This is a genomic window from Caballeronia sp. LjRoot31, assembly GCF_964253885.1.
GTDB lineage: Bacteria > Pseudomonadota > Gammaproteobacteria > Burkholderiales > Burkholderiaceae > Caballeronia.
This window is the reverse complement of sequence record NZ_CAXURX020000001.1, coordinates 3470094-3492346: the sequence shown is the minus strand read 5'-3', so window position 1 is coordinate 3492346 and position 22253 is coordinate 3470094. Positions and strand designations below refer to the sequence as shown.

The following is a 22253-nucleotide window of genomic DNA, read 5'->3' as shown; positions in this document are numbered from 1 at the left end:
GCAATAATTGTGCGGATATGGAAACTATGGGTATCATGTTTACATATAACGCAACTATTTAGCCGACGTGGCTCAATGCCCGATAATTTCCCTAAAGAGAAACTATCGGACTAAACGCTCAAGCCACGCCCATTGTTTCCCTATGGCGCAACTATGGCTCGAACCCTGTCACCACCTAATCCCCACACCAACCCCCTTGCGCGCGACATGGGCGCGCTCGGTGCGCTTGTGCGCAATCGCCGGCTGGAGCAGTCGATGCGTATCGACGACGCAGCCGACTTGCTCGGCGTGTCCTCTAACGTGCTTTCGCGGCTTGAAAATGGCCATCCTGTCGGCTCCGACCGGCTATTGCGCGTGCTCGAGGGCCTCGGGCTGACCATGCTGGTGCTCCCAAAGAGCGAGTCAGCGAACGCGCTGCGGGCGCTGGGCATAACGACGAGCCATCCGAAGGCGCCGCTCTCGACGGGGCAATCCTGATGGCGCACGTGCTCAATGTTTCGACCCAGGACGGTTCGGTAGGGCAGCTCGGGTTCGAGTCCCAGCAGGACATCTACAGCTTTACGTACGATGAAACCTGGCAGACCAGAGAAACCGCTTTCGCGCTTTCGCCACACATCCCGCTATCGGGTGAGCAGCCGAAACTTGGCACGGTGCATCGCTTCCTCGCGAACCTGCTTCCCGAAGGGCGCGCGCTTGAGGTCGCCTCGGTCATGTACCAGATGTCGAAGGACAACACTTTCGGTCTGGTGCACATCCTGGGAAAAGAACCCGTCGGCGCATTGAGTTTTACGGCCACAGCGAAAAAGGCGGTCCCCGTCGCGGACGGCGTCGAACCCGCGGAAGCGGAGTACACGGCCGCCGAAGAGGAAGACGCGCCGCCCGTGCGCCGAATCGTGCCCAATGAAGAGCTGAGCGAGCGTATCCGTCGCCGCGATGAGATTCCCTTTCCGGTCTGGGACCGCAAGCTCCGGCTGTCAGTCGCGGGCTTCCAGGACAAACTGCAGGTGCTTGTCGAGGGAGAGTCACTCTCGCTCGTAGACGGCGGACCCGTCAGCTCGACGCACATCCTTAAGCCGGAGTCTCTCAATCCCGCATCCGCTTTCATGGTTGCGAACGAGCACTACTGCATGACGCTGGCCGCAAGCATCGGGCTGCCCACGGCAGCGGTGGAAATTCGCCGGATTCCGGAGCCGATACTGCTCATCAAGCGATTTGACCGTGAGGTAGAGCTTGATCCTGCCGACAGTCTCACCGCGCTTCGGGTCCGCCGCACGCACGTCATTGACGGCTGCCAGGCGCTGGACCTGCCTGTGAGCCTCAAGTACGAGCGCAACTTCGGTAACGCTCAGGCTGTTCGCGACATCAGGGAGGGCGCGAGCTTCGAAAAGCTGTTCGCGCTTGAGCCGTACCTTGAGAACCCTGCACATGCCCGTCAGATCATGCTGCGGTGGGCGTTGTTTCAGCTTTTCATCGGCAACAGTGATGCGCACGGCAAAAATCTGTCTTTCCATGGGCGTCCTGCCGGCCTGTCGCCCGCACCCTTTTACGATCTTGTGTCCGTCAATGTCTACGGAGACGCCGTCGAGCAGGACATGGCACTGGCCTACGGCGACGCATTCCGTCTGGAAGAGCTCACCGCGTTTGAACTCGCTTGCTTCGCCCAGTGTACGGGCACGCCCAGACCTCTCCTTGCACGCGAACTGACGCGCATGGCGCACGCGATAACGCGCGTCGCGGGGGCCCTGGCGCAATCCGAGGTGTACGTGGGCGAGGAACGGGCCCTTGTGGAACGCATCCGTGATTTCGTGACCGTCCAGGTTGGCAAGCTGATGCAACTGGCGCGAGAGGTGCCCAGAATCGACCGGTCGTTGCTGTAGAACAAAATAGTGGATCTCCAGTCCGTCTGTTCGTTGATGTTCGCGACGAACCCGCCGCTCGGCGGCGGCATTCGCGTGTATCCCGACGACCTATGCAAGCTCATTGACGACGCACTCGAAGCGCTGGGTCCAACCGTCGAGTACACGGCCCACAACGGTGGCTCGCCCGACCGGGCGCTCGCGCTGATGATTTCGGCTCAGACCGCCTGGACTTCGATCGGTTGGCCCGTGCGGATAACGGGTCCGAGCCGCCGTGTTCGGACCCATACGCACGGTAGCGTGGGCGGGTTGGGCCGCAAGACTCCTCTGTTCAAAGTCTATTCAATCTCCCAATATGTGAACACATCAATCACATATTGAATAATTGAGACACCCGGCTCTAAAATCCGATCACAGCCAAAACGGCAGTTACACGCGGCATCGGGGTTTTCCCGGAGACCGTGTGAAACAAAAAAAGCACTCGGAGACACGTCATGCCAACGTCAGCGACATCAGCGCAACCCGCGCGCTCGCATCTGTACCCGCCTCCATGCGTCTCGCACTCCTTATCGATGATTCCCCGCGCCGTATCCCGCGTGATGCTTCGCCGCGTGACATCGGCCCGGTAACTCGCGTCGTGAACGAACGCTCAATCATTCTCAAGCCGCGAACATCGAGTGCCATGACCAAGACCCTGAACCCCACCGTCGAGCATGAATTGTCGATGGACCGCACGGCCGGCAAACCGGCAGCGCCCGAGGCAGATGCAGCGAACGAAGCGAACGACGCAACCGAGCCGAGCGAAGCGCAGGCGTCGGCGGCTGCATTGCTCGACCTCACGCCGCAGCAAGCCGGCACGCAAACCCTGCTGCGCGGCCTCGCGATTCTCGAAGCCGCAGCAGGCGGCGCGCGCGATCTGCGCAGCATCGGCGCGGCGCTCGGCACCACCCGCAGCACGACGCATCGCCTGGTGAGCTCGCTGGTGCAGGCGCGCTATCTGCGCCAGGTCGGCGGTGGTTATCTGCTCGGCCCGAAGCTGATCGAACTCGGCACGATCGCGCTCGAACAAATGCCGCTCACCGCGGTAGCGCGTCCGCATCTGCAAGTGCTGGCCGAGCATACGCACGACACCATTCATCTCGGCGTACGCGACGGCGACGACGTGCTTTATATCGACAAGATTCCCGGCACGCGCGGCCTCGAAATGCGCTCGCGCGTAGGGCACCGGATGCCGCTGGCATCGACGGGAATTGGCAAGGCGATGATGCTCGACCTGCCACCCGAGACTTGGTCGAAGCTGCTGGAAGCGTCGCATCGCGTGCTCGCGAAGGTGAGTTTCAAGCCCGATCATCAGCCCGATACCGATACCTTCGTGCAGCGCATGACGCGCTATTCGCAAGGCGGTTTCACCTTCGATCTCGAGGAGAACGAAGCATCGATCCGCTGCGTCGCGGCGCCGGTGCGCGACGCGTCGGGCGCGATTGTCGCGGCGTTGTCGGTGGCAAGCACGATCCCCTACATGCCGCCTGAGCGCATGGAAGAACTGATTCCAGTCGTGCAGCGCGAAGCGCGCGCGATCTCGCAAGAACTCGGCTGGCGCGTTCCGCAGCCCGCAACACGCAGGATCAAACGATGACGCGGATCGACACATCGGCCGAGACGCAATCAGCCCGCGCTGAAGAGCCGCCGGTCCTGATCGCACTCGACTGGGGCACAACCGCGCTGCGCGCCTATCTGCTCGACGCACACGGCGCGGTGCTGGATACGCGGGCATCGTCGGCGGGCATCATGAATCTGCCGAAACCCGCAGCGCAAGGCGGTTTCGACGCCGTATTCGATGCAACCTGTGGCGCATGGCTCTCCAGCGGCGCGCCGCTGCCGGTGATTGCTGCGGGCATGGTCGGCAGCGCGCAAGGCTGGCTGGAAGCGCCGTACGTGTCCACGCCCGCCGATCCGGCTGCGCTGGTCGCGGGCATCGTGCGCGTGAAAACGCTCAAGGGCATTACGGTTCACATCGTTCCGGGCGTGCTTGAAGACGGTGCGTTGCCCAACGTGATGCGCGGTGAAGAAACGCAGATCTTCGGGGCGCTCGCCAGCGACGCCACGCTGGACCAGGAACCGCACGGCGGACTGATCGGCTTGCCGGGAACGCATGCCAAGTGGGCGGTTGTGTCGAAGGGACGGATCGAACGGTTCTACACCTTCATGACCGGCGAGACTTTCGGCGCGCTGCGCGATCACACCATCCTTGGCCGCACGATGCGCGCGACCGATCACCACGATCTGGGTGCGTTCATTCGCGGCGTCGATACGGCCAAGGACGCCGGCCACGCGGGTTTGCTCGCGACCATTTTCAGCACCCGGACGCTGGGACTGACCGGGCAACTGAAGCCCGAGCAACAAGCGGATTACCTGTCGGGCCTGTTGATCGGCCACGAATTACGCGGTCTCAATGAAGTGCTGGCGCGTGAGCAAGCGGATCTCGCGGGCAAGGCGTTAAGGCTGATCGGTAACGACGCGCTTTGCGAACGTTATCGCCACGCGCTCGCGCGCTTCGGTTGCCACGATGCGCGGACGGTCGCGCACGCGACCGAGCGCGGGTTGCATCGGATCGCGCTGCAGGCCGGCCTGATCCAGTCGACGGCGAGCGCATCTAATTAGGAGCAGGACCATGCAAATCGATATCAACCTCCCCGCGCCTTACGCGCCGCACGCTGGCCTGGCCGCTGCGTTCGGCCTGTGTCCGCTGATCGCGATCCTGCGCGGCGTGACGCCGGCGGACGCCGCTGACCACGGCCGCGCGTTGTATGAAGCGGGTTTCCGGATCGTGGAAGTGCCGCTGAATTCGCCGCAGCCATTCGACAGCATCGCGGCGATTCGCCAGGCGCTGCCCGCCGATGCCATCGTCGGCGCGGGTACGGTCCTGCATCCGGATTACGTCGCGCAAGTGAAAAACGCCGGCGGCGAGCTGATCGTGATGCCGCACAGCGACGGCGATGTCGTGCGCGCCGCGAAAGCGCAAGGTCTCGCGTGTTCACCGGGCGTTGCGACGCCGAACGAAGCGTTTATCGCGCTGAAGAACGGGGCGGACGTGTTGAAGATGTTCCCCGCCGAGCAGCTCGGCGTGCATGTGGTGAAGGCATGGCGCGCGGTGATCGCAGCGCGTGTGCCGCTGGTGCCGGTCGGTGGAATCGCGCCGGACAACATGGGGCCGTTCCTGAGCGCGGGCGCGAATGGCTTCGGTCTCGGCTCGGCGCTGTACAAGCCAGGCCAGAGCGCGGCGACGACGGCCTCGCACGCGAAGGCGTTCATCAACGGATTAGCCGTGGCGCGAGGCCAGAAGAAATGACCCGGCTCGCAGGCAAGGTCGCGGTCATCACCGGCGCCGGACGTGGCATCGGCGCGGCGATTGCCAGCGCGTTCGTGCGCGAAGGCGCGGCGGTGGTGCTGGCGGAACTGGATATTGCGTTAGCGCGTGAAACGGCGGCGCGGATCGGATCGGCGGACAAGGTGCTCGCCGTACAAACGGACGTGACGCAAAGCGCGTCGGTGCAAAACGCCGTGAGCGAAGCAGAAGCGAAGTTCGGGCCGGTCGATGTGCTGGTGAACAACGCGGGCATCAACGTGTTTTGCGATCCGCTGACCATGACCGACGACGACTGGCGCCGCTGTTTCGCCGTCGATCTCGACGGCGTCTGGAACGGTTGCCGCGCGGTGTTGCCGGGCATGGTTGAACGCGGGCGCGGCAGTATCGTGAATATTGCTTCTACGCACTCGTTCAAGATCATCCCGGGTTGTTTTCCGTATCCGGTGGCGAAACACGGCGTGATCGGATTGACGCGGGCGCTGGGTATCGAATACGCGGGGCGGCAGGTGCGGGTGAACGCGATTGCGCCGGGTTACATCGAGACGCAACTCACGCACGACTGGTGGAACGAACAAGCAGATCCGGCCAAAGCGAAACAGGCAACGCTCGATCTGCAACCGATGAAGCGCATCGGCCAGCCGGAGGAAGTGGCGATGACCGCCGTGTTCCTCGCGTCCGACGAAGCGCCGTTTATCAACGCGAGTTGCATTACGGTCGATGGCGGGCGCTCGGCGCTGTACCACGACTGAAGCCCTATGAATACGTAGAAAAGCAGCAAAGGATGACGCACTGGCCGCGGTGCGACGTCATGACAACAAGACGCGGCCAACACCTTCGTACCAACTAGACAGCTCAAGTCAGGAGACAGACCATGAAACGCAGAATGTTCCTCACACTGGTTGCAACGGCCACCGCTGCCAGCGCTACTTTGTTCACGGCGCCGGTGGCGCAAGCCGCCGATGAGGTCAAGATCGGCTTCCTGGTGAAGCAGCCGGAAGAACCCTGGTTCCAGGATGAGTGGAAGTTCGCCGAAATCGCGGCGAAGGAGAAGGGTTTCACGCTGGTGAAGATCGGCGCGCCGTCGGGTGAAAAGGTGATGAGCGCGATCGACAACCTCGCCGCGCAAAAGGCCCAGGGTTTCGTGATCTGCACGCCTGACGTCAAGCTCGGACCGGGCATTGTCGCCAAGGCTAAAGCCGCCGGACTGAAGATGATGACGGTCGATGACCGCCTGGTTGATGGTTCGGGCAAGCCGATCGCTTCGGTGCCGTACATGGGCATCTCGGCTTACAACATCGGCAAGCAGGTGGGTGACGGCATTGCTGACGAGATCAAGAAGCGCGGCTGGAACATGGCTGAAACCGGCGCTATCGACGTGACCTATGAGCAACTGCCGACCGCGCACGACCGTACGAGCGGCGCTGCTGACGCATTGGTCGCAGCGGGCTTTCCGAAGGCGAACATCGTGATGGCGGCGCAAGCCAAGACCGACACGGAGAACGCGTTCAATGCTGCGAACATCGCGCTCACGAAGAATCCGCAGTTCAAGCACTGGGTAGCGTTCGGCCTGAACGACGAAGCCGTGCTCGGCGCGGTGCGCGCAGCGGAAGGCCGTGGTTTCAAGGCGGACAACATGATCGGCGTGGGGATCGGCGGCTCGGATTCGGCCTTGAGCGAGTTCAAGAAGCCGAACCCGACGGGCTTCTATGCGACCGTCATCATCAGCCCGAAGCGTCACGGCGAGGAAACGTCGTCACTCATGTACACGTGGATCAAGGACGGCAAGGAACCGCCGCTCGTGACGCTGACCACCGGCATGCTGGCAACGCGTGACAACGTGGGCGAAGTGCGCGAGAAGATGGGCCTGGCATCGGCCAAGTAAGCTCTTTTCGTATCAGGTATCGGTAGAGCAATACGGACCGTCGCGTTTCAAAATGAAGCGTGACGGTCCGCATGAAACATAAGGAGGCGATGTGTCAGCGACGCTGCGTTTTGACAATATCGGTAAGGTTTTTCCAGGCGTGCGCGCGCTCGACGGCGTGTCGTTCGACGTCAACGCCGGCGAAGTGCACGGCCTGATGGGCGAGAACGGCGCGGGCAAATCGACTTTGCTGAAAGTGCTGGGCGGTGAATATCAGCCGGATTCCGGGCGTGTCCTGATCGATGGCAACGAGGTGAAGTTCACGAGCGCGGCTGTATCGATTGCGGCGGGTGTCGCGGTGATTCACCAGGAATTGCAGTACGTGCCCGATCTCACAGTCGCAGAAAACCTGCTGCTCGGTTCCTTGCCGAATACGCTGGGCTGGGTGCACAAGCGCGAAGCGAAAAAGCATGTGCGCGAACGGCTGCTGCAAATGGGGGTCGATCTCGATCCGAACGCAAAGCTCAAGAAGCTTTCCATCGCGCAACGGCAGATGGTGGAAATCTGCAAGGCGCTGATGCGTAACGCACGCGTGATTGCGCTCGACGAACCCACGTCGTCGCTGTCGCATCGCGAGACGGAAGTGCTGTTCAAGCTCGTGCGTGATTTGAAAGCGGACAACCGCGCGCTGATCTACATCTCGCACCGCATGGACGAGATTTACGAGCTGTGCAACACATGCACGATTTTCCGCGATGGCCGCAAGATCGCGTCGCACGCGAATCTGGCCGAGGTTCCGCGCGATATGCTCGTACAGGAAATGGTCGGTCGCGAGATTGCCGATATCTACGATTACAAGCCACGTGCGCTCGGCGACGTGCGCTTCTCCGTCAGTAATATTGAAGGCCATGCGCTGCGTGAACCGACAAGTTTTGAAGTGCGCCGCGGCGAGATTGTCGGCTTCTTCGGGCTGGTGGGCGCGGGGCGCAGCGAACTGATGCACCTGGTCTATGGCGCGGACCGCAAGAAGGCCGGCACGATCATGCTCGATGGCGAGTCGATCAAGATCCGCAGCGCGGGCGAAGCGATCAAACACGGCATTGTGCTGTGTCCTGAGGACCGCAAGGAAGAAGGCATCGTGGCAATGGCTTCGGTGTCCGAGAACATCAACATTTCGTGCCGCCGGCATTATCTGCGCGCCGGGCTGTTCCTGGATCGCAAGAAAGAGGCCGCGACCGCCGAGCGTTTTATACAGTTGCTGAAGATCAAGACGCCAAGCCGCAAGCAGAAAATCCGCTTTCTCTCCGGCGGCAACCAGCAGAAAACCATTCTGTCGCGCTGGCTCGCTGAGCCGGAACTGAAAGTCGTGATCCTCGATGAACCCACGCGCGGCATTGACGTGGGCGCGAAGCACGAGATCTATAACGTGATCTATCAACTGGCCGAACGCGGCTGCGCGATCGTGATGATTTCGTCTGAATTGCCGGAAGTGCTGGGGGTATCGGACAGGATCGTGGTGATGCGGCAAGGGCGCATTGCGGGCGAATTGCCGCGTGGAATAGCGAACGAACAATCAGTGCTCAATCTTGCGCTGCCTGTGCAATCGGAACCGACTGCGAAGGCAGCCTGAAGCAAAAAAGTGGAGATGGAGGACATCATGGAAGTCAGGGAAAACATTACCAACACGCTGGTGCCAGCGAAAAACGACAAGCAGAAGTGGTGGCAACAGATCACCGAATACAGCCTGGTCGTGATCTTTATCGTGATGTTCATCACGATGTCGCTCTCGGTCGATCACTTCTTCTCCATCGAGAACATGCTCGGCCTGGCGTTGTCGATTTCGCAGATCGGCATGGTCGCGTGCACGATGATGTTCTGCCTCGCCTCGCGCGATTTCGACTTGTCGGTCGGGTCCACGGTGGCGTTCGCCGGCGTGCTCTGCGCGATGGTGCTGAACGCCACGGGCAACACGTTTATCGCGATTATCGCGGCGGTGGCGGCGGGTTCGGCTATCGGCTTCGTGAACGGCGCGGTGATTGCGTACTTGCGTATCAACGCGCTGATTACTACGCTGGCTACGATGGAAGTGGTGCGCGGGCTTGGGTTTATCGTGTCGCATGGGCAGGCGGTGGGCGTGTCGTCGGATACGTTTATCGCGCTTGGGGGCCTGACCATGTTCGGCGTCTCGCTGCCGATCTGGGTCACGCTGGCGTGTTTCATCGTGTTCGGCGTGCTGCTGAATCAGACCGTGTACGGGCGTAATACACTCGCGATTGGCGGTAACGCAGAAGCGTCACGTTTGGCGGGTATCAATGTGGAACGCACGCGCGTCTGGATCTTCCTGATCCAGGGCGCGGTGGCGGCACTGGCCGGGGTGATCCTGGCGTCGCGGATCACGTCGGGACAACCGAACGCCGCTGACGGCTTCGAGCTCAACGTAATTTCCGCGTGCGTGCTCGGCGGCGTGTCGCTGCTCGGTGGCCGCGCGACCATTTCGGGCGTGGTGATCGGCGTGCTGATCATGGGTACGGTCGAGAACGTGATGAACCTGATGAACATCGACGCGTTCTATCAGTACCTCGTGCGCGGCGCGATCCTGCTTGCCGCGGTGCTGCTCGACCAGTTGAAGAATCGTGGCTCACGCGACTAAATTCGACGACTAAATGAGAGGTTAGGAAAAGATGGCCAGTTCAGTCGATAAAACCCTCGCCCGCTATCCAAGCCTTGCCGGCAAAGTGGTGCTGATTACCGGCGGCGCGACGGGCATTGGTGCGGCGTTCGTCGAGCATTTCTTCGATCAGGGCGCGAAGGTCGCGTTCTTCGATGTCGATACCAATGCCGGCGAAGCGCTCGCGGATCAGCTCGGCGCGGATCTGGCCGAGGGCCAATTCCGGCCGATGTTCCTGCGCGTGGACCTGACGAATATCGACGCGTTGCGACAAGGCATTGCCGATGTTCGCAGCACGCTGGGGCTTATCGGCGTGCTGGTGAACAACGCGGCGAACGACAAGCGCCACAAGATCGAGGACGTGACGCCCGAGTCCTACGACGCGGGAATCGCGGTGAATCTGCGTCATCAGTTTTTCGCGGCCCAGGCGGTGATCGACGATATGAAGCAGCTCGGCGGCGGGTCGATCGTGAACCTCGGCTCTATTAGCTGGATGCTTAAGCAAGGTGGTTTTCCGGTTTACGTGAGCGCGAAGGCGGCCGTGCAGGGTATGACGAATGGCCTCGCCCGCGATCTGGGCCCGTTCAATATCCGGGTCAATACGCTCGTGCCGGGCTGGGTGATGACCGACAAACAACGTCGCTTATGGCTCGACGAAGCGGGCAAGCGCGCGATCAAGGAAGGCCAGTGTATTGATGCGGAATTGTTGCCCGTGCATCTTGCGCGTGCCGCGTTGTTCCTGGCGTCGGAGGACAGCAGCATGATGACCGCGCAAGAGGTCGTGATCGACGGAGGCTGGGCATGAAAGCCGATCTGTTGATCGACAGCCAATGCGCGCTGGGCGAAGGCGCGACGTGGTGCGCCGCGACCGGGCGTTTTTACTGGACCGATATTGAAGGCGAGCGTTTGTGGCGCTACGATCCGCGCGACGCCAGCCGCGTTTCGTTCGATATGCCGGAACGGCTTGCATGCTTCGCGTTATGCGCCGATGCTGACGTGCTGCTGCTCGGCCTGGCTTCCCGGCTGGCGTTTTTCGACTTGAAGACCGGCTCGATCGAAACGATCATGCCGGTGGAAGCCGATCTGCCGACGCGTATCAACGACGGCAAATGCGACCGCCAGGGCCGCTTCGTGTTCGGGACAAAACACGACGTGGCGAAGGCGGAGAAGATTGGCGGGTTTTATCGGCTGAACCTGGATTTGTCGCTTGAGCGTTTGCCGCTCGGCGAGTGCGCGATTTCGAACAGCATCGCGTTCAGTCCGGACGGATCGCGCATGTATTTCTGCGATTCCCCGGAGCGCTTGATTCGCGTGTGTGATTACGATTCGTTTGCCAACCAGCGCGTGTTTGTCGAACTGGCGGATGCGAGCGGCGAGCCGGATGGCTCTGCCGTCGATAGCGATGGCGGCTTGTGGAACGCGCAGTGGGGCGGCAGGCGCGTGGTGCGTTATGACGCCGATGGCCGCGAAACAGCGCGCATCGACGTGCCGACGGCGCAGCCGAGCTGCGTCGCGTTTGGCGGTCCACAACTCGACACGGTGTACATCACGAGTGCTCGGGTTGGATTGGATGCGGGCGCGTTGCTGGACGATCCGCACGCGGGCGCGGTTTTTATCGCGACGCCGTCGGCCAGGGGTATCGCCGAGCCGGTGTTTCGCGGGCATAGTCACGCGCAGTGAGCGGGTGAATGCGGCAGGCGTTTTACGCGTCGCGCAGCAAACCTGCGGTATCACGTTGCACGCACAACATGAGGCGGCGCGCACGACGCGCTGCCCGCAATTTCCCGGGCACGCTGGCGCTTCACGCCAGGACCACGGGATCGATCGCCTCTCGTTCGGAGACAGCCACCATGACCGTTGCCCGCCCAGCAGGAAGCTCCACGCCCCCACCGGCGTCGTCCCGTCCTGCCGCGAATACCCGCCGCTCGAAGCTTGCCGCCGCCACGGAGCCGCCGATTCGTCCGGGCCCCGCCACGTCGGTCGTCGCGATGGGCGGCGCGGGTGTCAACGGTTGCATCACGCTCGCCAACGCACAACTACGCCTCGATATCGCGCCGGCGCTCGGCGGCGGCATTACGCGCTTTGACTGGCGCAGCGACGGCGCGCTCGTGCCGATCTTCCGGCCGTGCCTCGCGCCAAGTGCGGCTACGGATCCTAATGAGCTCGCGTGTTATCCGCTGCTGCCGTATTCGAATCGCATCGGCGGCGGGCGGTTTCAGTTTCTCGGCCGCGGTGTCGATGTGCCGTGCAACCGGCCCGGCGAGCCGCTGCCCTTGCATGGCGACGGCTGGCTCGGCGCGTGGGACGTGGCGTCCGAGAGTTCGACGCACGTGCGGCTCACGCTCGATCGACGCAATGGTGCGCCGTATTCGTATCTGGCGAGCCAGTCGTTCATGCTCGAAGCGTCGACGCTGGTGGTGACGCTTTTTATCGAAAATACGGGCCGCGATGCGTTGCCGTTCGGGCTTGGATTGCATCCGTTCCTCACGCGTGAAGCCGATACCGAGTTGTCTGCCGCGGCCGACGGCTTGTGGCTTTGCGGCGACGATTTCCTGCCGATCCGGCACGTTCCGGCCCCGCCCGCATGGCAATTCGGCGTGGCTTATCCCATGCCCGCCGCGATGGTGAACAACGCGTTCACCGGATGGAGCGGGCGTACGAGCGTGATGTGGCCGAAGCGGCGGTTGTCGCTGACCATTTGCGCCGATACCGATTACTACGTGCTCTACGCGCCGGCTGGCCAGAATTTCTTCTGCTTCGAACCCGTCGATCACCCGATCAATGCGGTGAATCTGCCCGGTGGCGGTGCCGCGCACGGCATGACGGTGCTGGCGCCGGGCGAAAGCCTGACGCGCGAGTTCAGCTTTACTGTTGAACGGTCCGGGGAAGCCGAGCGGCGTGGGCGGCCGAAGCAGCCCGCGGGGCAGAAGGCGCGTAAGACGGCGGTGGCGGCGCGGTGAGGCGTTAGGTGTTGGTGGTTCGGCATTGGTGTTCGGCGTTAGCGTTTGGCGTTAGCGGTTCGCGAGTTAGCGCTTAGCCACGTGCCAAGAAACGCCCCTGCGGCGCGTTAAAATGCGGGATCGCTTATTTGCCCTCTCGCCCCGGATGCCCATGTCTTTCATCGAATCGCTCAATGCCGCGTGGTCGCGGACCCAGTCGTTACTCTGTGTCGGGCTTGATCCGGAGCCGTCACGGTTTCCGGGCGCATTCAACGGGCGCGCCGATTCGATCTTCGATTTTTGCCGCGACATTGTTGATGCTACGGCGCCGTTTGCCTGCTCGTTCAAACCGCAGATTGCGTATTTTTCTGCGCATCGGGCGGAGGATCAGCTTGAGCAGTTGATCGCGCATATTCATGCCGAGCATCCGGGATTGCCCGTGATCCTGGACGCCAAACGCGGCGATATTGGCAGCACCGCCGAGCAATATGCAATCGAAGCGTTTGATCGATACAAAGCCGATGCCGTTACGGTTAATCCGTATATGGGGTTTGATTCAGTTCAGCCGTATCTCGAGCATGAGGGGAAGGGCGTGATCGTCTTGTGCCGCACGTCCAATGCCGGCGGCTCGGATCTGCAGTTTCTTAACGTCGATGGAACGCCGCTTTATCAGATCGTCGCGCGGCTTGCGGCTGAGAAGTGGAATGCGAGCGGGCAGTTGGGGTTGGTGGTCGGGGCTACGTTTCCGAGGGAGATCGAAGTCGTGCGGTCTATCGTTGGCGATATGCCGCTTTTGATTCCGGGCATTGGCGCGCAGGGTGGAGATGTTGAAGCGACGGTTCGTGCCGGTCGCGATTCTTCGGGCAAAGGCGGAATGTTGATTAATTCTTCGCGCGCGATTATCTACGCCAGTAAAGGCGAGGATTTTGCCGATGCTGCCAGAGAGGCCGCCAAGCGCACGCGGGATGAGATTAATGCGGTGGGTTGATGTTGCCGCACGCTGAACAGCGCCGGTTTCGAATCATCGCGACCGGCAGCTACCGACCCGAAGCGGTCGGCTACGACGGCAGCGCCAATGTCGGTTGCTCATTCGTGAACAGACATCGAAAGTTTGGTCGACTTTCCGTGACATGAACGACCATTCAATGAGAGTCGCGGCAACGGGCCGTCCGCATAGATAGGGGCATCAGTGCACGGCTACGACTGCCTTGAGCGCGGCGGCCTGACAAGCTCAGATGCGCTCCCATGTTCATAGGAAGCTGCGATGCGAAAAGCCTCCAGCTCTGAGGCGACGTAAATGATGAACGGCAATTCCCCATCATATCGAGTGACCGTGATCCTCGCGAGTTCAGGCGCTGTGCGACGTCATCAACCTAACGGTGTCCGCATGCCCTAGGTTACAGGGGCAACTCCACCACCTATCTTTGTCCGGTCTCGGGAAAGGATAGAATCGCTGTAGCGGGGTCAGCAGAGTCCACAAAAAGGAGGCCAAATGGCGCGTAAATGTCCGAAGTGCGGAAGCGAGAGAGTCGATAGTCGAAGCTACGGTGCGGCAACAGGTACGTCTGTCGGGGCAGTCGCCGGCGGAACGCTGGGCTATATTGGTGCAACGACGGGCGCTGGCAGCGGTGCAAGCATTGGTGCAGCCGTTGGTGTCGTTGGCGGTCCAATTGGTGTCGCAGTTGGAGCGACGATTGGCGGCGTCGCCGGCGCAGTCATGGGTGCACTGACAGGCGGGAGTGGCGGCGCTGCTATCGGCAACAAGCTGGGCGAACTGGTCGACAGGAACGTGCTTGGCAACTACAGGTGCCTTGAAGACGATTGCGGACACACGTTCTCGCAGTAAAAAAATACCGTGTCCGTACTTGCTTTGTGGAAAAGGCAGCAATCACGGACGAGGGACCTCAATCCCACCTTAGCCTTGACCACCGATGCTTTAAAGCAATCTATACGCCGATAGCCGTTACCGACGATAGCGTAGGTCCGAGATCGACCCCAACTCGGATTGTCGATGCATTTGCGCTAATGTCCGCTACGCGTTTAGATACAGCCGCTCGTTACCGGCTATACGAAAGTAAAATACCTGCTTTTACTATCCCAACGCGCCTATGCATTCGACGTTCGCCTTCGCGAAGATTGTCATTATTCAGTCGCTCGAAGAGTGCGAACATCCGACTGGCGAGCGACTGCGAGATGCCCTGGCGGCCCTAAATGGCGAGCTGGGTCAAAGCGTACCCGTTGAACTTCGGACCTGCGAAAGCGCCGTCGGTTTTCGAGCAATCGTCGACGAACTTACCGAGGCGGCGAGCGTTGGTCAGATTCCCCTCCTCCATGTCGAGTGCCACGGAGACGAGCAAGCTGGCCTCATTTTTGAGAACGCGAGCGAGCTACCGTGGCAAGATCTTGCCGCTATGCTGAGCCGCCTGAACGATGCGTGTCAGTACAATCTCTTCGCAGTGTTCGCGGCCTGCTTTGGTGCGCACTTCTTGGGTCAGATCAACGCTTTTACCACCTCCCCGTGCTTCGCAATTGTTGCTCCGACGGAGTTCGTGTTTCCGGACGAGATCGAGGCCGCGTTTAGGCAGTTCTATCGGGACCTGTTCAATGGTTGGGATGCGGCGCTGGCTGTCAAGAAGCTTCGCAGCCGAAGATTGACGCAAGGCCACTGGTTCGCTGAAACGGCTGAAAGATGGTTTGAGCGCGTTGTGATGGCTTATGTGGAGACGAAGTGCACCCGAAAGGAAATGAAACCACGCGTCCGAGCGCTATATCGTCGACTCCTCGCGGAAGGTAACCGACAAAGCATCGGGAGGCTCAAGCGTTGGATTAAAAATAGAAACCAACGGGCATTTCTCGATGAATACTTTGATCGATTTTTCGGGACGAAAAAGTTTCCCGACAACCGGCAGCGCTTTTCCGGCGTGCACGAACGTATGAAGAGGCGCCTGAGCGATATTTGGTGCAAGCGTGAATATAGGCCGTAACAGAATTGAAGGACATCCATCGGCAGTCGAATCCGCGCCCCTAAGGAGACATTCGCCCCCGACATGTCGATGGCTGCTCAATGGCCGATACGCGTCACACGAAGTTCGTCGACTAGTATCGCGCCACCTCGGCTTCGCTTACCACGCACTAAATACGAACCACCCGCTCAATTTCCCCCACCGTCATTTCCATCGCATCGTCGCGGGCGCAATCTACCACTCGCCGCTCCTTGATCCCCCTCAACCATGTCAACTGCCTTTTACACAACTGACGCGTCGCGAAAATGCCTTTATCGCGCATGGTCTTATAGTCGATTTCTCGATCCAGATATTCCCAAGCCTGCCGATACCCCACGCATCGCATCGATGGCATCGCCGGCGATAAATCTCCGCGCGCCCGTAGCCGTTCCACTTCCTCCAGCAATCCAGCTTCAAGCATCAAATCAAACCGCTTCTCGATCCGCTTATGCAGCACGCTTCTATCGGATGGTTCTAGCGCAATCGGCACAAATTCCGGTTCGCCATCCTGGCTCTTCTTCGGGTCTTTCAATATCGCCGATAAAGCCCTGCCGCTCAGCATAAACACTTCCAGTGCGCGCTGAATTCGCTGCGAGTCATTAGGTGCCAACCGCGCCGCGGTTTCAGGATCAACCATAGCCAATCGCGCGTGCATTGCCGGCCAGCCATCTCGTGCAGCTTCTTCATCAAGCGCCGCGCGCATTTCCGGATTCGCCTCCGGCAACTCATTCAATCCGCGCGTCAGGGCCATGTAATACAACATCGTCCCGCCGACCAATAACGGGATTCGGCCACGACCTTCAATGTCGGCCACCAGTTTCAGAGCGTCATTCCGGAATTGAGCGGCCGAATACGATTCGGTCGGATCGATGATATCGATTAAATGATGCGGCGCCAGTGCGCGTTCTTCGTGACTAGGTTTCGCCGTGCCTATATCCATGCCGCGATAAACCAGCGCCGAATCCACGCTGATGATTTCCACCGGCCGTCGTTGCGCGAACGCCAGCGCCGCCGCCGTTTTTCCCGATGCCGTCGGCCCCAATAAACACGCAACCCGACACGCAATCCGCCGCGCGCTCATTGGCCGCGCATGAAAAGTCGATCGAGATCGCCGAGCGTCAACTGGAACCAGGTCGGACGGCCGTGGTTGCACTGGTCGCCGCGCTCGGTGGCTTCCATCTGGCGCAACAGGCCGTTCATCTCGTCCAGCGTCAGCCGGCGATTCGCACGCACCGCGTGATGGCACGCGAGCGTGCCCAGCAATTCGTGCTGACGCTCGGTCAACACCCGTGAGCCGCCATAAGCCTGCAAATCCGAAATCACCGCACGCGCCAAAGACTGCAAATCGGCATCTTTCAGCAGGGCAGGGACTGCGCGAATCGCAATCGAGCCCGGCGACAGAATCGCCAGATCGAATCCCAACGCGTCCAGCACTTCACGCTCTTCCTCGACCACGCCCATTTCCACGGCATCGACGGTCATCGTCACCGGAATCAGCAACGGCTGCACCGCGATTGCCCGGTCAGCCAGCGAGTTCTTGAACTGCTCGTAAAGGATGCGCTCGTGGGCCGCATGCATGTCGACGATGATCAACCCCTGCGCGTTCTGCGCCAGCACGTAGATGCCGTGAATCTGGCCCAGCGCGAAGCCCAATGGCTGCTCGTTGGTACCGATATCCGGTGCACCCGGCATCGCGGCGTAGAGCGGTGCGCTGGGCTGGTTCGGCGAGTAAGCCTCGGAGGAATTCACGCCCTCGGCAAGCGTCGAGCCCTGCGGCGTGCCGGCGTTTACATCGCGGCGACCGAACAACGCGTCGTACAGCGCCAGCGGCTGAGCGACCGGCAGATTGCCCTGCGTCATCCTCGATTGCCGCAGCCAGTTCGTGGCGTTGTCGTTTTTTTGCCCTGAACCCAGCGTGGAATCGTTCAGTGAGCTTGTACCCATACCCGCCATACCCGCCACACCCGCGCCCGCGTAAGGCCGGGCGCTGAACGAAGCGATTCCCGTCGGCTCCAATTGCGCGGCGTGGCCACCGGCCGTCGTTTCCGGCGACGCCCCCGCGTGACGCGCCAACGCACGCTGCACGGCATGGAACACGTACTGATGGATCGAGCGTGAATCGCGGAAACGCACTTCGATCTTCGACGGATGCACGTTCACATCCACCGATTCTGGCGGCAGATCGAGGAACAGCACATACGATGGATAGCGGTTGCCGTGCAGCACGTCCTCGTACGCGGCGCGCACGGCGTGCGTCAGCAGCTTGTCGCGCACGAAGCGCCCGTTGACGAAGAAGTATTGCTGGTCGGCGCGGCCGCGGCTCGCGGTCGGCAAGCCGGCGCAGCCATACACGGCCAGCGGCCCGGCGCGTTCGTCGAGCGGCAGATGCGCGGTGGCGAAGACCTCGCCGAGAATTTTGGCCACGCGCGTGGAAGGGTCCGACGCGTTCCAATGCTCGACGGCTTTGCCGTTATGAATCACCGATATCGCGATGTCCGGCCGCGCCAGCGCCACGCGCCGGATCACTTCCAGGCAATGCCCGAGTTCGGTCTGCTCGCTTTTCAGGAATTTGCGGCGTGCGGGCGTGTTGAAGTACAGCTCGCGCACTTCCATCGTCGTGCCGATAGTCCCGGCCGCCGGCGAGATCGCGCCGGTCTGGGCGTCGATCCGCGTGGCATGCGCGCACGCCGCCGTCCGGCTGGTGATGAAAAGCTCCGCCACCGACGCAATCGACGCCAGCGCTTCACCGCGAAACCCCAGCGACGCCACGGCTTCCAGCTCGGCAAGCGAGCGGATCTTGCTGGTGGCGTGGCGCAACAACGCCAAAGAGAGTTCGGCGGGGGGAATGCCGCAGCCATCGTCGACGATCATGATTCGCTTCACGCCGCCTTCGTCGAGCGTGATCCGCAAGCTCGACGCGCCGGCATCCAGCGCGTTTTCGAGCAATTCCTTCACCACCGACGCCGGCCGTTCGACCACTTCGCCCGCCGCGATCTGGCTGATCAGCTGGTCGGGCAACGGCTGAATGGCGCGCGTCAAGCGCCCGGCGGGGGCGGAGGCGTTGGAAATCGTGTCGGATGAATCGATGAGATCGGGCATGCCGAAATTATAAAGCTTCGCGCCCGTGAACGATTTCGCCGCCGTTCAGTCTGCCACTACGCGTTTGCCCGTCACCGGCTGGCGTACTGTTCTACGTGCTCCAGAGCCGCGAAAACGGGCCGATTAGCGTTAAAACCCGCCGATGAACACGCGCTTCGCGAATTTTCCAGCGTCGAGTTCGGTATCATGGCGCGACTGTTTTTATCGCAACGATATGCCCGCGCATGCTCGCTGCTATTGCTGGTTTCCCGCTCATTTCATCCTGGTCGAGGCCCCCTTTTGGATACGCTGCTGTCATTCCTGAGTCTTATTCTCCACATCGACAAATCGCTCGGTTTTTTCATCCAGCATTACGGCGGCTGGGTGTACGCGGTGCTGTTCCTGATCGTTTTCTGCGAAACGGGGCTCGTGGTGTTTCCGTTCCTGCCGGGCGACTCGCTGCTGTTCATCGGCGGCGCATTTGCGGCGAGCGGGTCAATGGATCTCGGTGCGCTGATCGTCCTGCTGCTGATCGCGGCCATCCTCGGGAATACGGTGAATTACTGGATTGGCCGCGCGATCGGCCCCAAGGTATTCGATACCCACATTCCCGTGCTCGAACGTTTCCTCGATCGCGAAGCGCTCCGCAAGACGCAAGGTTTCTACGAAAGGCACGGCGGCAAAACCATCGTGCTCGCGCGTTTTGTGCCGATCGTGCGGACGTTTGCGCCCTTCGTGGCAGGCGCATCGGCGATGAAAGCCTCGCGGTTTCAGTTGTTCAACATACTGGGCGCGCTGATCTGGGTATTGCTGCTCGTGTTGCTCGGTTATTTCTTCGGCAATATCCCGTTTATTCGCCAGTATCTGAACGTGATCGCGCTGGTCGGCGTGTGTGCGGCGATCGTGCCGATCGCGCTGGGCACAGTGTGGAAAGTCATGCGGCGCAAAGCGGGTAATTGAGTCGGATTGATTGGTTCGATTGATTGGTTCGACAAGCGCTTTCGAAGTCGCCGGGCCGGCACTTTGAAAGCGCGCATATCACGGGCAGGCTACTCGGTCCGCTGGCGTCTTCGCCGCCAAAACGTAAAAGGTTAGAATGCCGAATTGTCGGCTCGGTGGTTCGAATATCGAGACGAACGATTCCGGCGTTTCGTGAACAAACGTTAAATGTTTTATGCTGGCGAAGGTTGGCGAGGTCTTATAGCTGATGTTGGAACGAACAAGAAGTGAAGCGGGAGCGGCGTGTAACTGGCGCCGTCTCAGGCTGGCGGTGGCAGTGCTGGGTGTAACGGCGCTACTCGCCGGCTGCGGGATTTTTGGTTGCGGCGGCAGTGCAACGAACGGCGGGGCTTTCGGCGGATGTGGCGCCGGCATGCGGTTCTGAGCGCCTGGACGCAGCCCGGAAATATCGATAACAGGAAGTCAGGGAAAACGGCAAGCATGGCGGTATCGCGTTCAGGTAATTCAGGATGGGCCGTCAACGGCCGCGGGGGAGTGCTCGGTGCGCTCGTTTCTATTGGCGTAGCTGTCTCGATCGCCGGTTGCTCGACGGCGCTGACGCCCGCGCCTATCGTCGAGCAGTCGACGGGCGGCACGAGCTCGCCAGCACTGATCCCCACGACGCCTCCGGGCACCGGGTCCGCCGGGCCGGCCGCCATTGCGCCGCCGGTGCAGGCGGATGCCGGGCCAGGGTTTTATCGGGTGAAACCGGGCGATACGCTCTATGGCATCGCGCGCGCGCAAAAGCAGCGTCCGTCCGATCTCATCAAGTGGAACAACCTGCCTGAAAGCAAGCAGGTCAACATCGACCAGTTGTTGCGCGTGGCGCCGCCGGGCAGCACGGGCACGACCGCCAACGGTGACGACTGGAGCAAACAGGCTGCATCGTCGGCGTCGAAGGCGGGGCCGCCGATCATCGGCGCACCGGCCGCGACGGCGAGCAATAACAGCGCCCCGGCCGACACCAGCACGCCTGCGATCAATTCGAAGGGCGCGTGGCTCACGTGGCCGGCACAAGGCGACGTGATCACGAAGTTCGGCGAAGGCGGCAGCAAGGGTATCGATATTGGTGGCAAGCTCGGCGAACCGGTGAAAGCGGCGGCGGCGGGCAGGGTCGTGTATGCGGGCAGCGGTCTGCGCGCTTACGGGCAGATGATCATCGTCAAGCACGGCAACGACTTCCTGACCGCGTACGCGCACAACGGCAAGCTGCTGGTGAAGGAAGGCGACACCGTCCGCCAGGGCGCGACCATCGCGGAAATGGGAACCGGGCCGAGCAACAAGCCGTTGCTTCACTTCGAGCTTCGCAAGTCGGGACAGGCCGTGGATCCGTTGCCGTCACTGAAGAAGGCCGGATGATGAACACGGTGCGCAGCGCGCGTGCGACGGGAGCCTGGCTCGTATGAAAAGGCTTTTGCTCGCTGCCACGTGCGTGTCCGCTGTGCTGCTTGCCGGCTGCAACGACCAGCAAAACGCGGATGCCATGAACAAGCTCAAGGCGTTTTTCAACGCCGTCAAACCCGACACGTTGCTATTGAAGGACCTGACGCCGGGCGTGACGACCGAGGCGCAGATTCGCGACCAGATGGGAGAGCCGGAAACGGCGCGAACCTACACCGACGGCTCGAAGCGCCTGGAATATCCGCGTGGTCCGGCGGGCACGAATACCTATTTCGTCGATATCGATGCAAATGGCAAATTCGTCTCGGTCACGCAAGTGCTGACAGCGGAGAACATCGCCAAGGTACGTCCGGGCATGACGCAGGACGAAGTGCGCCGCTTGCTGGGCAAGCCGACTACCATCGCCGAATATCCGCTCAAAAAAGAGCGCGTGTGGAGCTGGCATTGGGAGGAGGGCGGCGTGACCCGCGACGCCATGTTCAACGCGCATTTCGGCCCCGATGGCATAGTGACGACCACATCGCGATCGGAAGCATCAGGCGGCGGCCAGCATTGAGTTGCGCGGCGGGGCGTTTCAATATCGGCACCCATACTCATGGATCACCAAAAATCAAAACACGCGCTTGGGCGCGAGACATTGATGGCGCTGGCGGCGCGTCATCGCGACGACCGGGCGTTAACGTTCGAAACGGCTGACGCGGGCTGGCAATGCGGCCGCGGGCACGCGTGGGACGACGGCCTGAGCGCCGCGCAGAACGTGCGTTGCATGAACTGTGCGACGCAGCGCCGCGAGCAGCACACCGAGCGGCTGAAGGCCCTTGCCGAGGAGCGGGGCGGGAGACTGTTGTCGGCGAGTTACGTCGATGCCACCACGCCTTTGCGATGGGAATGCTCGTTCGGGCATAGCTGGGAGGCGCAAGCGGAGGTTGCCACGCGATGCTGGTGTGCGGAGTGCATGCGTCGAGGCGTGTACGACATGGCGATAGCGTCCCGAAAGTAAGGCCGGGCGGAAACGCTTTTTCTCTTGTATAAAAAGTTGCGCCTAACACCCGGCATCCAGTGAAAGCGGCGCGCGCCGCTTT

The 22253-nt window shown here is 61.3% G+C and carries 22 protein-coding genes; 20 read left to right on the top strand and 2 right to left on the bottom strand.

Translation table 11 applies throughout. The features are described 5' to 3' along the window. The first annotated feature begins 153 nt into the window (after positions 1–153). The 16 genes from ACSQ8V_RS15420 (at position 154) to ACSQ8V_RS15345 (ending at position 15675) form a co-directional block, all read left to right on the top strand. Positions 154–477, top strand: a complete 324-nt coding sequence (locus ACSQ8V_RS15420; protein ID WP_436206256.1) for a helix-turn-helix domain-containing protein — start codon at positions 154–156, stop codon at positions 475–477. Continuing rightward, positions 477–1877, top strand: a complete 1401-nt coding sequence (locus ACSQ8V_RS15415; protein ID WP_436206255.1) for a HipA domain-containing protein — start codon at positions 477–479, stop codon at positions 1875–1877. The genes ACSQ8V_RS15420 and ACSQ8V_RS15415 overlap by 1 nt, the downstream gene beginning before the upstream one ends. A 9-nt stretch (positions 1878–1886) precedes the next feature. After that, a complete protein-coding gene (locus ACSQ8V_RS15410; protein WP_436206254.1) occupies positions 1887–2237 on the top strand; it encodes a hypothetical protein in 351 nt (116 codons plus the stop codon). Positions 2238–2580: 343 nt separating this feature from the next. Continuing rightward, complete coding sequence (locus ACSQ8V_RS15405; protein ID WP_436206667.1) at positions 2581–3492, top strand: IclR family transcriptional regulator; 912 nt, start codon at positions 2581–2583, stop codon at positions 3490–3492. Further along, entirely contained in the window at positions 3489–4517 is a 1029-nt protein-coding gene (locus ACSQ8V_RS15400) for a 2-dehydro-3-deoxygalactonokinase (protein WP_436206253.1), read from the top strand. Before ACSQ8V_RS15405 ends, ACSQ8V_RS15400 begins: the two co-directional genes overlap by 4 nt. A gap of 10 nt (positions 4518–4527) precedes the next feature. After that, complete coding sequence (locus ACSQ8V_RS15395) at positions 4528–5205, top strand: 2-dehydro-3-deoxy-6-phosphogalactonate aldolase (RefSeq protein ID WP_436206252.1); 678 nt, start codon at positions 4528–4530, stop codon at positions 5203–5205. Then, positions 5202–5972, top strand: a complete 771-nt coding sequence (locus ACSQ8V_RS15390; protein ID WP_436206251.1) for an SDR family oxidoreductase — start codon at positions 5202–5204, stop codon at positions 5970–5972. The genes ACSQ8V_RS15395 and ACSQ8V_RS15390 overlap by 4 nt, the downstream gene beginning before the upstream one ends. A gap of 122 nt (positions 5973–6094) precedes the next feature. Next, the gene (locus tag ACSQ8V_RS15385) at positions 6095–7105 is read left to right on the top strand and encodes an arabinose ABC transporter substrate-binding protein (RefSeq protein WP_213767187.1); all 1011 of its coding nucleotides are present in this window, start codon (positions 6095–6097) and stop codon (positions 7103–7105) included. 91 nt (positions 7106–7196) lie between these two features. Next, positions 7197–8714, top strand: coding sequence for an L-arabinose ABC transporter ATP-binding protein AraG (araG, locus tag ACSQ8V_RS15380; protein WP_213767188.1), 1518 nt, complete (start codon positions 7197–7199; stop codon positions 8712–8714). A gap of 27 nt (positions 8715–8741) precedes the next feature. Then, positions 8742–9734 (top strand): L-arabinose ABC transporter permease AraH, encoded by a 993-nt coding sequence (araH, locus tag ACSQ8V_RS15375; RefSeq protein WP_213767189.1) that lies wholly within the window; start codon positions 8742–8744, stop codon positions 9732–9734. Positions 9735–9765: 31 nt separating this feature from the next. After that, the gene (locus ACSQ8V_RS15370) at positions 9766–10557 is read left to right on the top strand and encodes an SDR family NAD(P)-dependent oxidoreductase (RefSeq protein WP_436206250.1); all 792 of its coding nucleotides are present in this window, start codon (positions 9766–9768) and stop codon (positions 10555–10557) included. After that, a complete protein-coding gene (locus ACSQ8V_RS15365) occupies positions 10554–11432 on the top strand; it encodes an SMP-30/gluconolactonase/LRE family protein (RefSeq protein WP_436206249.1) in 879 nt (292 codons plus the stop codon). Before ACSQ8V_RS15370 ends, ACSQ8V_RS15365 begins: the two co-directional genes overlap by 4 nt. Positions 11433–11602: 170 nt before the next feature. Continuing rightward, positions 11603–12712 (top strand): aldose 1-epimerase, encoded by a 1110-nt coding sequence (locus ACSQ8V_RS15360; RefSeq protein ID WP_436206248.1) that lies wholly within the window; start codon positions 11603–11605, stop codon positions 12710–12712. Between the two features lie 151 nt (positions 12713–12863). Next, on the top strand, positions 12864–13679 hold the full coding sequence (gene pyrF, locus ACSQ8V_RS15355) for an orotidine-5'-phosphate decarboxylase (protein ID WP_436206247.1): 816 nt from the start codon (positions 12864–12866) through the stop codon (positions 13677–13679). Between the two features lie 504 nt (positions 13680–14183). After that, a complete protein-coding gene (locus ACSQ8V_RS15350) occupies positions 14184–14537 on the top strand; it encodes a hypothetical protein (protein WP_436206246.1) in 354 nt (117 codons plus the stop codon). Between the two features lie 262 nt (positions 14538–14799). Continuing rightward, complete coding sequence (locus ACSQ8V_RS15345; RefSeq protein WP_436206245.1) at positions 14800–15675, top strand: hypothetical protein; 876 nt, start codon at positions 14800–14802, stop codon at positions 15673–15675. 148 nt (positions 15676–15823) lie between these two features. Here ACSQ8V_RS15345 and miaA read toward each other — a convergent pair whose 3' ends face one another. Both miaA and mutL read right to left on the bottom strand, forming a co-directional pair. Continuing rightward, positions 15824–16774 (bottom strand): tRNA (adenosine(37)-N6)-dimethylallyltransferase MiaA, encoded by a 951-nt coding sequence (miaA, locus tag ACSQ8V_RS15340; protein WP_436206244.1) that lies wholly within the window; start codon positions 16772–16774, stop codon positions 15824–15826. Next, complete coding sequence (mutL, locus tag ACSQ8V_RS15335) at positions 16771–18792, bottom strand: DNA mismatch repair endonuclease MutL (RefSeq protein WP_436206243.1); 2022 nt, start codon at positions 18790–18792, stop codon at positions 16771–16773. The genes miaA and mutL overlap by 4 nt, the downstream gene beginning before the upstream one ends. 279 nt (positions 18793–19071) lie before the next feature. Between mutL and ACSQ8V_RS15330 the strand changes: the two genes are divergently transcribed. The 4 genes from ACSQ8V_RS15330 (at position 19072) to ACSQ8V_RS15315 (ending at position 22171) form a co-directional block, all read left to right on the top strand. Next, on the top strand, positions 19072–19731 hold the full coding sequence (locus tag ACSQ8V_RS15330) for a VTT domain-containing protein (protein ID WP_436206242.1): 660 nt from the start codon (positions 19072–19074) through the stop codon (positions 19729–19731). A 480-nt stretch (positions 19732–20211) separates the two neighbouring features. Then, complete coding sequence (locus tag ACSQ8V_RS15325) at positions 20212–21129, top strand: peptidoglycan DD-metalloendopeptidase family protein (RefSeq protein WP_436206241.1); 918 nt, start codon at positions 20212–20214, stop codon at positions 21127–21129. A gap of 43 nt (positions 21130–21172) precedes the next feature. Then, positions 21173–21727 (top strand): outer membrane protein assembly factor BamE domain-containing protein, encoded by a 555-nt coding sequence (bamE, locus tag ACSQ8V_RS15320; protein ID WP_213767199.1) that lies wholly within the window; start codon positions 21173–21175, stop codon positions 21725–21727. A gap of 39 nt (positions 21728–21766) precedes the next feature. After that, positions 21767–22171: a hypothetical protein gene (locus tag ACSQ8V_RS15315; RefSeq protein ID WP_255631629.1), complete on the top strand. Its 405-nt coding sequence runs from the start codon at positions 21767–21769 to the stop codon at positions 22169–22171. Positions 22172–22253: the final 82 nt, after the last annotated feature.